This window comes from Porphyromonas loveana (genome assembly GCF_003096695.1).
Taxonomy (GTDB): Bacteria; Bacteroidota; Bacteroidia; order Bacteroidales; family Porphyromonadaceae; genus Porphyromonas; species Porphyromonas loveana.
In genome coordinates, this window is the sequence record NZ_QEKY01000007.1 from 1 (window position 1) to 13,251 (window position 13,251).

General features: G+C 49.9%; 13 protein-coding genes. 8 read left to right on the plus strand and 5 right to left on the minus strand.

The window, feature by feature from the left end; all coding sequences use genetic code 11:
- Positions 1–604 precede the first annotated feature (604 nt).
- Positions 605–1,210, plus strand: coding sequence for a Crp/Fnr family transcriptional regulator (locus C7382_RS04860; RefSeq protein ID WP_116679193.1), 606 nt, complete (start codon positions 605–607; stop codon positions 1,208–1,210).
- Positions 1,211–1,282: 72 nt separating this feature from the next.
- Positions 1,283–2,161: a pirin family protein gene (locus C7382_RS04865; RefSeq protein ID WP_116679194.1), complete on the plus strand. Its 879-nt coding sequence runs from the start codon at positions 1,283–1,285 to the stop codon at positions 2,159–2,161.
- A gap of 90 nt (positions 2,162–2,251) precedes the next feature.
- On the opposite strand, the gene C7382_RS04870 is transcribed toward C7382_RS04865, so the two are convergent.
- From C7382_RS04870 to C7382_RS04880, 3 genes are all read right to left on the minus strand, one after another.
- The gene (locus C7382_RS04870) at positions 2,252–2,923 is read right to left on the minus strand and encodes a porin family protein (RefSeq protein ID WP_116679195.1); all 672 of its coding nucleotides are present in this window, start codon (positions 2,921–2,923) and stop codon (positions 2,252–2,254) included.
- Positions 2,924–3,075: 152 nt separating this feature from the next.
- Complete coding sequence (locus C7382_RS04875; RefSeq protein ID WP_116679196.1) at positions 3,076–3,678, minus strand: porin family protein; 603 nt, start codon at positions 3,676–3,678, stop codon at positions 3,076–3,078.
- Positions 3,679–3,884: 206 nt separating this feature from the next.
- Positions 3,885–5,141 carry a T9SS type A sorting domain-containing protein gene (locus C7382_RS04880; RefSeq protein ID WP_116679197.1) on the minus strand — a complete coding sequence of 419 codons (1,257 nt, stop codon included), beginning with the start codon at positions 5,139–5,141 and terminating at the stop codon, positions 3,885–3,887.
- Between the two features lie 362 nt (positions 5,142–5,503).
- Between C7382_RS04880 and mnmG the strand changes: the two genes are divergently transcribed.
- The 6 genes from mnmG to C7382_RS10070 are packed head-to-tail and all read left to right on the plus strand — an operon-like array spanning position 5,504 to position 11,087.
- A complete protein-coding gene (gene mnmG, locus C7382_RS04885) occupies positions 5,504–7,381 on the plus strand; it encodes a tRNA uridine-5-carboxymethylaminomethyl(34) synthesis enzyme MnmG (RefSeq protein WP_116679198.1) in 1,878 nt (625 codons plus the stop codon).
- Positions 7,382–7,414: 33 nt separating this feature from the next.
- On the plus strand, positions 7,415–9,214 hold the full coding sequence (gene uvrC / locus C7382_RS04890) for an excinuclease ABC subunit UvrC (protein WP_207772709.1): 1,800 nt from the start codon (positions 7,415–7,417) through the stop codon (positions 9,212–9,214).
- A gap of 6 nt (positions 9,215–9,220) precedes the next feature.
- Positions 9,221–9,673, plus strand: coding sequence for a D-aminoacyl-tRNA deacylase (gene dtd / locus C7382_RS04895; RefSeq protein WP_116679200.1), 453 nt, complete (start codon positions 9,221–9,223; stop codon positions 9,671–9,673).
- Between the two features lie 4 nt (positions 9,674–9,677).
- Positions 9,678–10,028, plus strand: a complete 351-nt coding sequence (locus tag C7382_RS04900) for a nucleotide pyrophosphohydrolase (RefSeq protein ID WP_116679201.1) — start codon at positions 9,678–9,680, stop codon at positions 10,026–10,028.
- Positions 10,015–10,884 carry a deoxyribose-phosphate aldolase gene (gene deoC / locus C7382_RS04905; protein ID WP_116679202.1) on the plus strand — a complete coding sequence of 290 codons (870 nt, stop codon included), beginning with the start codon at positions 10,015–10,017 and terminating at the stop codon, positions 10,882–10,884. Before C7382_RS04900 ends, deoC begins: the two co-directional genes overlap by 14 nt.
- A gap of 41 nt (positions 10,885–10,925) precedes the next feature.
- The gene (locus C7382_RS10070; RefSeq protein WP_165815126.1) at positions 10,926–11,087 is read left to right on the plus strand and encodes a hypothetical protein; all 162 of its coding nucleotides are present in this window, start codon (positions 10,926–10,928) and stop codon (positions 11,085–11,087) included.
- A 438-nt stretch (positions 11,088–11,525) separates the two neighbouring features.
- On the opposite strand, the gene C7382_RS04910 is transcribed toward C7382_RS10070, so the two are convergent.
- The gene (locus C7382_RS04910; RefSeq protein WP_116679203.1) at positions 11,526–12,500 is read right to left on the minus strand and encodes a polyprenyl synthetase family protein; all 975 of its coding nucleotides are present in this window, start codon (positions 12,498–12,500) and stop codon (positions 11,526–11,528) included.
- Positions 12,501–12,601: 101 nt separating this feature from the next.
- Positions 12,602–13,240 carry a WbqC family protein gene (locus C7382_RS04915; protein ID WP_116679312.1) on the minus strand — a complete coding sequence of 213 codons (639 nt, stop codon included), beginning with the start codon at positions 13,238–13,240 and terminating at the stop codon, positions 12,602–12,604.
- Between the last annotated feature and the right edge of the window lie 11 nt (positions 13,241–13,251).

Below are 13,251 nucleotides of genomic sequence, written 5' to 3' on the forward strand. Positions count from 1 at the left end.
AACCTTTTGAATACTTTTTTTGCGCCAAAGCAACTCGAAATCATCCCAAACAAAACTACATTATAATAATGATCGCGCGCGCGATGAACAGCCAAAAATTTTCCCAATCAAGAGATATATGAGACCGTCGGGGGGAGGATATCGCCGCCGAAGGATGGCGATTCTCTCTCCCCGACGAGCCGTGCTTCGCCGGCATGCAACTAAAATCCCCCATCTTCCTACCCCCCGGAAAAAGACTCCTCCGATGGCATCTTTTTTAACAGTGTAATGATATCTGAGAGCTTCCGGGCATACCCCCCCCGAATCTTGCGCCCAAAACAAACAGAATCTCGCGCCGAAACACCTTGAATACTTGCGCCAAAACTTTTTCGTTTTGGCGCATAATTTTTCCCGAAATGGCGCCAAAGAAAATCCCTTTGCTCGCGAGTTTTTGAGACATAATACACCTAAGAAAATCCACAACTCTCGCGAATGATTTTTTTCGCATAGACCGTACGCACGATAACATCAAAGAGAGATTGTCCTAGAACCAGACCACAGGGCAGCGGACAGACGCTCTATGTCGTTATCTTTGTGAATATAAGAACGACGACGGCATACGCTCATGAATGAATACATCTTTACAGACTTTCTGCGCTCGAATGTGGTGCTCAGCAGCGAACAAATGGCTGCACTCTTCGAAGGCAGCCGCGTATTGGAACCCAAGAAGGGTGAGTTTCTCTTGTCGGCCGGAGAGATTTGTCGGCACCGCTTCTTCATCGAGCGCGGTGCCGTACGCGAGTATTCGATTGACGAGCGCGGACGGGAACATCTGTTACACTTCGCTTTAGAAGGATGGTTCCTGATGAATGTGGAGAGTATATTCTTCGATCAGCCGTCGTCTTACTTCATCGAGGCCATAGAGCCGTCGCGTGTGCTACTGCTAGACGACAAACAGTTCCGGAAACTCGCAGCGGAGAATGAGGCTTTCGAGCGCTTCGACAAAAGCCTCTTACACGAGCATATCCACACCCTACAGCATCGCATCACCGCACTACAGAGCAGTTCGGCAGAGGAGCGCTACCGGCTTTTCACCAAGCAGTACCCCGAGGTTATGCTCCGCGTGCCACAGATGATGATCGCTTCCTATCTGGGCATCACGCCCGAGAGCCTGAGCCGCATCCGCAAGGAGCTGGCACAGCGCAACTGCCGACCGCGCAATACTTCTTAACATAGATCAATGCACAGCAGCGGAGGCGAGAGTACATTTGTCGTGTAACTCAAAAACAAGAAAGGAAAAACAATGGCAACGAAAAAAAATGCATTCGTGACGCATCCGCAAGAGACTCACTGGGTAGGCGATGGCTTCCGCGTACACAACTTCATTCCGGCCATCCCCGGGCTGTCAATGCAGGAGATGGATCCCTTCATCCTGCTGGACTACAACGCCAAGAGGATGGTAGCTCCCAGCGAAACACCCGGAGGGGTGGATGTGCACCCGCACCGGGGATTCGAGACCGTGACCATCGCATACGAAGGAGAGATGGAACATCATGACAGTGCCAAACACGGCGGTGTGATCCGACGAGGCGACGTGCAGTGGATGACAGCTGCAAGCGGTATTCTTCACAAGGAGTATCACGCCAAGGAATGGGCCAAGAAAGGCGGTCTCTTCCAGATGGTGCAGCTATGGACCAATCTGCCGGCACGCGACAAAATGTCCGCCCCCAAATACCAAAGCATCCCCAACGACACCATGGGCAAGCATATACTCCCCGACCATGCAGGCTTGGTCGAGGTGATAGCGGGCGAATACCAAGGAACGGCAGGGCCGGCACGGACACACTCCCCCATCGCTCTGATGAACGCCAAGCTCAACGAAGGAGGTCGAGCTGAGTTCTCTTTCCCTGCTCATTACAACACGGCTTTGCTTGTTATTCAGGGACATGCAGTGGTAAACGGGACTGATCTGCCCACGGACAACCTACTGAAGTTTGCCAACGAGGGCGAAACCTTCACCATCGAGGCCACAGCACCCGAAACGGTGGTACTCGTCATGAGCGGCGAACCGCTGCGCGAACCAATCGCAGCTTACGGACCCTTCGTAATGAACACGAAGCAGGAAATCATGCAAGCTATGGACGATTACAATCGCGGTGCCTTCGGCCATCTCGAAGACTAAGGAATAGTCACCAATAGCAATGTCCCCATGAGAACCGAAATGGTTCTCATGGGGACATTGCTATTGGTAAAACAGGGTACTTCTATCGGATCAGAAGCGTACGCCCAGACCTACGTGGAAAGAGGTGTTCTTGAGTGTAGCGTCTAAGTCCTGTCCGAGGGCCGTCACCTCTTTGAGGCTGTTAACGAGACCGAAGTCAGCTCCAACGAGCAAATAAATTTTGGAATATTCCACCATGGCTGCGGCACCGAGTCCCATATCGAACTTATTGCCTTTGGCCGTGAGCTGACTGAGGCCTTGTTGATAAATGTCCACAGTGGATCCGTTTGCGTTCGTTCCCGTTGCTTCACTACTGATCGCATAGGAGAAATAGGGACCTGCCTGCACAGCAACAGAGAGGAGATTGAGCAGATTGACACGGTAACCCAAATGAACAGGTATCTCAACATAATGCGTCTGCATCTTGAGAGATTTCAAGCCGATACCTGCTAACGCAATGCCAGCCAAATCGGTTTTCGTTCCTTTGGACTGGAATGCAAGACCCGGGCTTACATAAAGACCTGCGCTCAGAGGCACTTCTACATTACCGGAAAAGCGATAACCCACGATGGTCTTACCGGCAAAATCTCCAATGCTCTCTACTTTATAATCCCCTGCACTAAAGCCTACTGCGGCATCGGCACGGAATGAGATTCTCTTCTGAGCCGAAGCTCCTCCTATTACGGCTACTGCCAGAGCAGCCATCATGATCAACTTTTTCATTTTTCTTACTCGATTGACATTAAACATATTAGTGCTATCTGCCCCAAATATACGATTTTTCGCTTACGAAGCACCATACACGCGCCAAAAGAAGAGGGGTGACTGCCGAGACAGCCACCCCATTTTTGTGATGTGTTAGGACGTTCGTATGCTTAGAAACGGACACCTACGCCTACGAAGAAATCGTAATTGCGAATGGAGAAATCCGAAGATCCTTTCTGAGCTACGTTGAGAATGCCGTGATCGTAACCCACTTGGAAATAATAGCGTTGGTAGCCCAATGCTGCAGCGATGCCTAAGCCCATATCGAAACGCTTGAGAGCACCCTTATCTCCAAAAGCATCTACAGAAAGATCTGAGTTCTTGAGTGTGGTGTTACCTGCCACCCCGTATGCCAAATAAGGACCTACTTCTAAAGAGACGGTCATATCCTGTGCAAAAGAAGCACGGAAACCGGCATTGATGGGTACCTGCAAATAATGCAGACGACTCCTGGCTGCATCATCCTTTGCTCCCTTCATTGTATAAGCCACGCCCGGTGCGATATAAAAACCGTCCTGACCAATGGCAAATTCGGCAGCACCGCCCACACGGAAACCTGCCAACATAGAGCCAGTTGCAGAAACGCTACCAATCTTTGTAGTCATGTTGCTACCAACGAAGTTAGCATCCAAACGGAAAGTCGGACGACTCTGTGCACTAACAATACCGATCGAAGCGAGCACGAGGGTTGCTGCTAAAAATAACTTCTTCATTTCTCTGTTCTGTTTAAGATTCATTTCCTTATTAAAACACGCTATTTTGTCATGAAATAAGCCCTCTGGGCTATTTTGCAACATCACAAATATACAATAGAAACTTAATATCATTCCTTTTTGAGTCTATAAAAATCAATCATCCCTGCAATACGTCAACCATCCTCCAGATAGGGTCGGCCGAACTCCTGAATTAAAATGGCCAACTATCGGATGAGAATCTTCTCCGTCGTGGTGCCACTGTGACGCACGATGGAGACAAGATAATGACCTCGGGGCACAGCTTTCAAATCCAACTGACCGTCACTGCCTGTACGGCACAGCTCACGACCGGCCATATCATACAGAAGCACAGACTCGACACCTGTGGGATCCGTCACGGAGAGCACGCCGCTTTCGATACAGAAGGGCAAACCCACAGTGGCAGACACCACCCCTGTTACATCGGTCATAACGGGCTGCAAGCTGCGATAAAGGGTGATAGAGGAGCCACTATGAAGCGAGCCGTAAAGGAACCCGCTGCCGTCGCACTGCAAATCGAACCGCTCATACTCCTCTCCCTTACCGATGAGCGTCCACGTGGCGATGTTGCTGCTGAGGTCGCTTGTAGCGTAAAAGCCGGGGACACCCCACTGCGTTCCGACTTCGGGGTCGTAAGCGTGCATGATACGGATGTAGAAATTGCCGTCAGGATCGGCCGTAAACTCCTGAATTGACGCTTCGCCCGTTTCGGCGTAAGTCCACACAGGCGTAGCAGAAGCAAAGTTCATATACACAAGCCGCCTCATCGAACCCGGCATGACGTTAAGAGGATAGACAATGGCATAGACCCTCCCATCCGCCGTAAAAGCTACAGAGTTGAAGAAGGTATGGTCTGCGAGATTGCCCGTGATGTCAGTGAGGCTTGCCGTCGGAGTGCAGTCGAGTTTGAAAAGTGTGGTCTTCTGGGGAGCATAAGTGAAGATGAAAAATTCACCTTCGGAGAGCGGATTATACTGCACATAGGCATTGGTGGAGGCTATCTCCCGGATCTTGACCCAAGGCGTATTCATATTGCAATCGCTAAAGTAAACAGCTTTATTCGTTATCCAGCATCGATAACGTCCCGAAGCTGAGACAGCCATGGACATGACGTGCTCTCCCTCTTCTTTGAAGATGTAGCCCCAGCTCCCATAAGAGAGCCATTCTATCCCGGGACCATAGGCATACAATGTACCGTCGGCTCCTGCATGAAGCGCATTATTCTGTGACATTGGCTCTGTGCCGATAGACATCCATTCGTTCATGCTCGGCTTATACAGCTCCAGCGCTCCGCCCGCAAAGAGAGCATAGCACCCTTCGTCTCCTCGCATGGCAGCGGTGGATCGCAGTTTGTCACTTTGCTTGATAGCAAGCCAATACTCCTGCCCCAGAGCCGGAAGGATGGAAGCAGCAACCAAAAGTGTAAGGAGTGTTCTTCTCATTTTTCATCTTATTTAGCATGAAACATAGCAGGCACAACATAAAGCCTGCACTCCTTCAAAGATATGACTTTGTCTGTTAAAAAAGAACAACTATCCGATTTTTCTTTTTTCTCCGACCTAAAAATAGAGGAATATGGCGCGTAATTTTGGATAAAACTCGCACGTAATCGAAAAAATTTTGGCGCATTTTTTTTCGGGAAATGGCGCCATTTCCAAAAGAATTTGGCGTGTGTTTACGCATAGAAAGCGCACCAAAAAATCATTTTTTTCTGCCCAATATCTGCAAAAACTGAAATTGCTAACTTTGTTTGCATAAACCATGCCGATCGCCATCGGAACTGACGACAGAGGGGAAACATCCTATGCAATTCAAATATGACATCATAGTGGTAGGTGCCGGGCATGCCGGTTGCGAAGCGGCTGCCGCGGCAGCGAAATTGGGTTCGCAGGTGCTGCTCATCACGCCGGACATGAACAAAATAGCCCAAATGAGCTGCAATCCGGCAGTGGGTGGCATCGCTAAAGGGCAGATAGTCAGAGAGATAGATGCTCTTGGAGGCCGTATGGGAATGATTACGGATGCCACGGCTATTCAGTTCCGGATGCTCAACCGCAGCAAGGGGCCTGCCATGTGGAGCCCCCGCGCCCAAAGCGACCGCATGCGCTTCATGGAAGCTTGGCGGGAGATAGTGGAGCATGAGCCCAATCTCTTCCTCTGGCAAGATAGCGTGCGAAGCTTGATCATCGGACAAGGCGCAGTGGCGGGCGTGAGGACGACCCTCGGCGTGGAGTTTCATGCACGCGCCGTAGTGCTGACCACGGGGACCTTCCTCGGCGGCATGATGCACTTCGGAGAGCGGATGATCGAAGGCGGACGAATAGCCGAACCGGCCTTCCACGGCATCACGGAGCAATTACGGGATCTCGGGTTCAGAACCGATCGCATGAAGACCGGTACACCGGCGCGAATCGATGGCAGAAGTGTGGACTTCTCCCTCACGACCGAACAATGTGGCGAAGAAGATCACCACCGTTTCTCCTATATGGACACGCCACGTCGCGTACTCCGTCAGAGGAGTTGCTACTCACTCTACACAAACACTGAGTGCCACGACATCCTGCGTCAGGAGTTGGATCGCTCGCCACTATACAACGGCCAAATACAAAGCATCGGGCCGCGCTATTGCCCAAGCATAGAAACGAAGATCGTCACCTTCGCGGACAAGGATATGCATCAGCTCTTCCTCGAACCCGAAGGGGAGACGAGCAACGAATTTTACCTCAACGGGTTTTCTTCATCCCTGCCATGGGAGGTTCAGATAGCCGCCTTGCAAGCCATTCCGGCACTCCGCCATGTACATATCTACAGGCCGGGCTATGCAATAGAGTACGACTTTTTCGACCCCACACAGCTCAGACACACATTAGAGACCAAGCTCGTCAAGGGACTTTTCTTCGCGGGTCAGATCAACGGGACTACCGGATATGAAGAGGCCGCGGGGCAAGGACTGATAGCAGGTATCAATGCGCATATGCAATGTCAGGCGGCTGGTGAATTTACACTCGGTCGGGACGAAGCGTATATCGGCGTGCTGATTGACGATCTTGTCAATAAAGGAGTGGACGAGCCGTACCGTATGTTTACGTCCCGTGCCGAATACCGCATCCTTCTACGGCAAGATGATGCCGACATGCGACTCACTCCCAAGGCCGAAGCCATCGGTCTGGCAGACTGCAAACGGGTAGAACTCCTCCGCGAGAAGACGCTCTTACGCGACAAACTAATCGACTTTGCGCACAAATTCTCTCTCAAGCCGGAGCTTATCAATCCACAATTGGAAGCCGTCGGACTACTCCCGCTCAAACAAGGCATCAAGCTGTACGACCTATTGCTCCGTCCGCAGATCGGCATGAACGAAATTTGCGAAATGGTGCCCTCATTCAAAAGAGTGATTGAGGAGATTCCAGTCACCAGACGAGACGAAATCGTGGAAGCCGCCGAGATACTGATCAAATACGATGGCTACATCAAGCGCGAAAGAGCAATGGCAGACAAAATCAATCGGCTCGAAAGTATCCGCCTGCCACAGCATGTAGATTATATGCAGATGCAGTCGCTTTCTACAGAAGCGCGCCAAAAATTGACCAATATACGCCCGGAAACTATTGCGCAAGCCTCACGTATTCCCGGTGTTTCACCCCACGATATTAGCATCTTGCTCGTACTTTGCGGGCGATAATGTTTCACGTGAAACGAAAAGTCGAGTCAAATGATGACGACAGACGAACTTAGCATTATCCTTCCTACCCTGCCGGAGAAACCCGGATGCTACCAGTACTTCGATGAAGACGGGCGGATCATATACGTGGGCAAAGCCAAAAACCTCCGTCGTAGGGTTAGCTCCTACTTTCATAAGGAGCATCACGACAGAAAAACTCGCATCCTCGTCCGTCAGATAAGGAGCATCAAATACATCGTTGTGGACAGCGAAGGCGATGCACTCCTGCTTGAGAATTCGCTCATCAAGGAGTATCAACCGCGTTACAACGTCCTGCTCAAAGACGGAAAGACATACCCCAGCATCGTAATCAAGGCGGAGGCTTTTCCTCGCATCTACGCCACTCGCGACATCAAGAAGGACGGATCGGAATACTTCGGCCCCTATCCCGGCGCACTTATTGCCAAGGGAATGCTTCAGCTCATCAAGGAGATTTACCCCATACGTACCTGCAAAATGGATCTGAGTGAAGCGAAAATACGACAGGGACGATACCGTGTCTGCCTACAATATCACATCAGACGTTGCAAAGGTCCCTGCACCGGATTGCAAAGCGCAGACGAATACGAAAGCAATGTGGCCGAAATACGCGATCTCTTACGCGGCAACCTGCACAAACTTATACGCTCATACCGACAGCGGATGCAGGCTTACAGTGATGAATTACGGTTCGAAGAAGCACAGTTTTGTAAGGAACGAATCAATTTGCTTGAGCGATACGAAGTCAAGCATACAGTTGTACCGCGAAAGATTGACAACGTAGATGTTTTCTCTTATGACGAGGACGAGCACACGGCTTACATCAACTACATGCACATTGAGCACGGAGGAATCAACCGTGTGTACACGCTCGAATACAGAAAACAGATCGAAGAATCGAAAGAAGAGATGCTGGCTTCTGCGATAACTGAGCTGAGACAGCGATTCGAGAGCACCGCTCAGGAGATTATTCTCCCCTTCGATACAGGTTGGGAAACAGGAGAAAGTATGACGACTACAGTCCCGCAACGAGGAGACAAGCGGAAACTTCTCGAACTTTCAGAGAAGAATGTAGTTCAATATAAGCTTGACAAACTGAAAAGATCCGAGAAACTTAATCCCGAGCAACGCGCCTTACGCATCGTCCACGGGATCCAAAAAGATCTGCATTTGGAGCGTCCTCCCAAGCATATTGAGTGCTTCGACAACTCCAATATACAAGGAACAAGCCCCGTGGCAGCCTGCGTGGTCTTCAAAATGGGGAAGCCCAGCAAAAAAGATTACCGCAAGTTTCACGTGAAAACAGTTGAAGGTCCCAATGATTTCGCGTCAATGCAAGAAATTATCGGTCGTCGTTATTCCAGACTCATAGAGGAGAATGCTCCCCTACCCGACCTAATTGTTGTCGATGGAGGTAAGGGACAGCTCAGCTCGGCCTACGACACATTGGAACAATTGGGGCTAATCGGAAAGATTCCTATCGTAGGATTGGCCGAACGATTGGAAGAGATTTTCTACCCCAAGGACCCAGTTCCTCTCATTTTGGACAAGAATAGCGAGACACTCAAGGTCATACAACATTTGCGCGACGAGGCACACCGCTTTGGAATCACCTTCCATCGCAACATAAGAAGCAAGAAACAAATCCACAGTGCGCTGGATGATATAAAGGGAATCGGCAAGAAAACAAAAGAAGACTTGCTCCTCCACTATAAAAGTGTGAAACGGATTCGCTTAGCAGACGAGGAAGAGCTGAGCACATTGATCGGAAAAAGCAAAGCTAAACTACTATACGAGGCATTAAAAGAGAAGTAGAAAGACATGAAAGTAGTCATACAGAGAGTAAGAGAAGCGTCCGTCAGCATACGGGGAGCCGTCCACAGCCGCATCGGACAAGGGCTGCTGTTACTCGTCGGCATAGAGGACAGGGACGGAGAAGAGGACATAGAATTTCTCACCAGTAAGGTATCTAATCTGCGAATATTCGATGATAGTGAAGGTGTTATGAACCTCTCTATCAAGGATATAGCAGGAGAAGCATTGGTCGTGAGCCAATTTACACTCATGGCCTCCACCAAGAAAGGCAACAGACCGAGCTATATCAAAGCCTCGCGCCCCGAAGTGGCTATCCCGCTATACGAAAGCTTCTGCAGCAGCTTATCCGAAAAGCTCGGCAAACCCGCAGCAGAAGGCGTCTTCGGGGCGGACATGCAGGTAGCCTTGATAAACGACGGGCCGGTAACCATACTGATGGATACACATAATAAGGAATAAGAGGATGGCAGAAATAACGCTGAGAGAAGCCCAGGAACAGGTCGATAGATGGATTAAAACACTGGGAATCAGATACTTTAACGAGCTGACTAACATGGCAATCCTGACCGAAGAAGTGGGAGAAGTAGCTCGCATTATTGCCCGTCGATACGGAGAACAGAGCGAAAAAGAGAACGATAAGGGCAAGGATTTGGCCGACGAAATGGCCGATGTGCTCTGGGTATTACTCTGCCTCGCCAACCAAACCGGCGTGGATCTGACCACTGCGTTCCACAAGAATATCGAGAAAAAAACCGTTAGAGATAAAGAAAGACATCAACTCAACACGAAACTACAAAACGATGGCAGTAAATAAATACGAAATGGCGTTCGCACAGTTCGATCCCGCCGAGTCAGAAGAGATCATCACACAGAAAACCAGTCGGATAATCAGAGATCACTTTGCACGGTTCGACACACCGGAGACAAAAAAATTCCTGCACGGCGTCATCGACCATACAAGCCTGAATACCACCGACACAGAGGAGTCCATTGCGCAATTTACCGAGAGAGTCAATGACTTCGAGGATACAGATCCCACCATTCCGTCCGTCGCTGCCATCTGCGTATTCCCCAACTTTGTCGCCTCCGTGCGCGAAGCCCTTACCGCCGGAGGAGTGCGCGTGGCCTGCGTGTGCGGCAGTTTCCCCACTTCGCAGAGCTTCATCGAGGTCAAACTCGCCGAGACTGCCTTGGCCATAGCCGATGGTGCGGATGAGATTGACATCATCCTCAACGTAGGTAAGTTTCTGGCTGGCGACTATGAGAGCGTAGCCACCGAGATTGAGGAGCAAGTAGCCGCAGCCCACGGAGCGACTGTCAAGGTCATTCTGGAGACTGGAGCCCTGCAAACACCTGAGAATATCCGCCGCGCCACGATCCTCGCCCTTTTCAGCGGGGCACATTTTGTCAAGACCTCAACAGGCAAAGGATCCGGCGGAGCCACTCCGGAAGCAACCTACACCATCTGTCGCGTCCTAAAGCAGTACCACGAACGTTTCGACGAAATCCGCGGCATCAAATTATCGGGCGGCATACAGACGAGCGAAGAAGCAGTGCGATATTTCTGCCTTATCGACACGCTCTTGGGAAAAGAATGGCATACACCCACCTATTTCCGCATCGGATCGAGCAGATTGGCAGATGCTCTGCGAAAGGATATTATGGCCTAAATCGGCCTAAAAACAGGCAAAAAGCATAATTCATTTAGCACATGGCAATCATCCGCAAGAAGAAAACTCAAGAAGAAAAGGAGCGCGAGAATCTCGGTACCTGCCAGACCTTCACCGACATGTACTACCGCTACATAGAAGAAGCGGGTCGCAATCGCGAAGAGAAGACCAATCCGCCTGCCAATACCGAGTCTGACAAATAGCGGACAAGTCTCATTTAAACTACAGCCTTGGCAAATCCTCGCTCGACTTCCCTCTCGAATTTGAAACATGACGCAGGAAATGAAGAAGTTATGGAGCCAAATCTAAATCAGAATTCGCGCCAAAAGATTTTCAAAATGGCGCATAATTTGGAGAGAAATAGCGCCAAAACAAATTGGAAAAGGTGCGAGTTTTCACCGGACTGTGGCGTGTATTCCGATCAATTTCCGGCACCATTTGTGAAAACATTGTGAAAGCACACTCCCCTACCCCACCTCGTCAGATAAACTCAAGCTGTGGCATGTATCATTCACATCGGAGAACTTGAAAAATGGCTACTATAGAAAAAACCTCCCGAGACGGAAATAATTTCTTATCCGTGTCGGGAGGTTTAAGTTTCGAAGCGTAAAACGCTAACCGAAAGCAATGTGGCGGATAAGTTATTTCTTCCGAGCTGCGATAAAGTCTGCGAGCGCAATAAGTGATTGGCGAGCCTCGGAATCTGGAAACTCTGCCAAAAGAGTTTTCGCCTCTGCGATAATTTCGGCCATTCTCCGCTCCGCATAGCCTATTCCGCCGTTCTCAATAGCGAATGAAGTGAGGAGGCTGAGATCTTTTTCAGAAAAGGATTTCTGTTGCAACACTGTGAGACAACGATCGCGCAAAGGCGTATCAATATGTTTGAGTGCATATAAGAGCGGTAGCGTTATCTTGCCCTCACGAATGTCGTTTCCTGTAGGCTTGCCCACATCGTTGCGGAAGTAATCGAATATATCGTCACGTATCTGAAAAGCGTATCCCAGCAACTCCCCCACTCGCTTGCAGCGATCTACTACTTCGGTCGGAGCCTTCACGGTAATGGCACCCACCTCTGCACTCGCACTGAAGAGCGTGGCCGTCTTCTGTCTGATAACCTCCATGTACACATCTTCATCGATCACCACCTTATCGGCTGTTTCAAACTGACGGATCTCCCCCTCAGAGAGTTCGCGTCCGAGCTGCGAAACGATGGTAATGATGCGAATATCATTCAATGCAATGGCGCGAAGCAAGGCCGACGAGAGCACGAAATCACCCATCAGGACGGTCACACGATTGTCAAAGAACGCATTGAGCGTAGGCACCCCGCGTCGCACCGCTGCCTGGTCGATGACGTCGTCATGAATAAGCGTGGCCGTGTGGATCATCTCCAGCAGGACAGCCGCTTCGAGTGTCGTCTCATTGGTTTTGCCGGCACAGGCAGTAGCCATCAGTCCTGTCAAGAGGGGGCGTACATGCTTACCGGTCGAGCCGTTGAGAACTTCGATGGCCTTGCTCATCCATTCCGACTTAGAATGGAGCGCATTCTCAAAAGCAAGATGAAAATCTTGGACAAACTGACTTACCGGTGCCTGTATCGCTTCGAGCGTTATCATAATCTGAATTTATTATCAATGTGAACAAAGATAAAAATTTTTCTAACCGTTCTTTCTCCACCTAAGAAGCAGAGGCGGGGAAAAGGAGGGCCTAAAAAAATTCAACGTATGGAACGCTGCAATGTCAGAATCGCTGCCGGTCCTTCGTGAAAGATCAGATCGACGATGCTCAAGTGAGGCATGAATCCATACTTGCGAGCGAAGGTCTGATAATATGGAGTCGGGATGAAGTGTTCGTCTTCGGGCGCTTGTTTTGGACGTATCGTGTAACGATAGTCATTGGGAGGCTCCTCCGTATATTCAGAACTAAACATAATTAACGGAGCTATATCCAGCCATTCAAGGCAAAGGGAGAGGAGATCCAAATTAAATTCCCACAAAAAGGTATATTTATGGGTGTAAAAAGGCTCTAAATCAGTAATATAATAGTCAAAAAACGGTGCCGATCCGTAAGAGCTAATAAGTGCATTCAGGTGCAAATGGCGCCAATTGCCATGATCGCTGATGCGAATGTCACGAATGGGCGACTTGGGAGAGGGAGATTTTTCGACCGGAACGGTCAGCGGTTGCAAGCCTTCGGGGCCGGCGATGTGGCAGCGGTTGCGATAACTCTGCTTCACGAAATTTTCAGCTCCTTCCAAAACAACCCCATGCGGATGGAGGAGTTTGGTGAAGTACTGGATCGGAGGCAGGTAAGCCGTGGAGAGAAAAATGGGAGCGGAAGGGTCGAAATGATTCATACGGTCAAGCA

What these genes read in the sequence shown, in the direction of transcription:
- C7382_RS04860 (WP_116679193.1), top strand. Translation starts at nt 605, where the DNA reads ATGAATGAATACATCTTTACAGACTTTCTGCGCTCGAATGTGGTGCTC.
- C7382_RS04865 (WP_116679194.1), top strand. Translation starts at nt 1,283, where the DNA reads ATGGCAACGAAAAAAAATGCATTCGTGACGCATCCGCAAGAGACTCAC.
- C7382_RS04870 (WP_116679195.1), bottom strand. Translation starts at nt 2,923, where the DNA reads ATGAAAAAGTTGATCATGATGGCTGCTCTGGCAGTAGCCGTAATAGGA.
- C7382_RS04875 (WP_116679196.1), bottom strand. Translation starts at nt 3,678, where the DNA reads ATGAAGAAGTTATTTTTAGCAGCAACCCTCGTGCTCGCTTCGATCGGT.
- C7382_RS04880 (WP_116679197.1), bottom strand. Translation starts at nt 5,141, where the DNA reads ATGAGAAGAACACTCCTTACACTTTTGGTTGCTGCTTCCATCCTTCCG.
- mnmG (WP_116679198.1), top strand. Translation starts at nt 5,504, where the DNA reads ATGCAATTCAAATATGACATCATAGTGGTAGGTGCCGGGCATGCCGGT.
- uvrC (WP_207772709.1), top strand. Translation starts at nt 7,415, where the DNA reads ATGACGACAGACGAACTTAGCATTATCCTTCCTACCCTGCCGGAGAAA.
- dtd (WP_116679200.1), top strand. Translation starts at nt 9,221, where the DNA reads ATGAAAGTAGTCATACAGAGAGTAAGAGAAGCGTCCGTCAGCATACGG.
- C7382_RS04900 (WP_116679201.1), top strand. Translation starts at nt 9,678, where the DNA reads ATGGCAGAAATAACGCTGAGAGAAGCCCAGGAACAGGTCGATAGATGG.
- deoC (WP_116679202.1), top strand. Translation starts at nt 10,015, where the DNA reads ATGGCAGTAAATAAATACGAAATGGCGTTCGCACAGTTCGATCCCGCC.
- C7382_RS10070 (WP_165815126.1), top strand. Translation starts at nt 10,926, where the DNA reads ATGGCAATCATCCGCAAGAAGAAAACTCAAGAAGAAAAGGAGCGCGAG.
- C7382_RS04910 (WP_116679203.1), bottom strand. Translation starts at nt 12,500, where the DNA reads ATGATAACGCTCGAAGCGATACAGGCACCGGTAAGTCAGTTTGTCCAA.
- C7382_RS04915 (WP_116679312.1), bottom strand. Translation starts at nt 13,240, where the DNA reads ATGAATCATTTCGACCCTTCCGCTCCCATTTTTCTCTCCACGGCTTAC.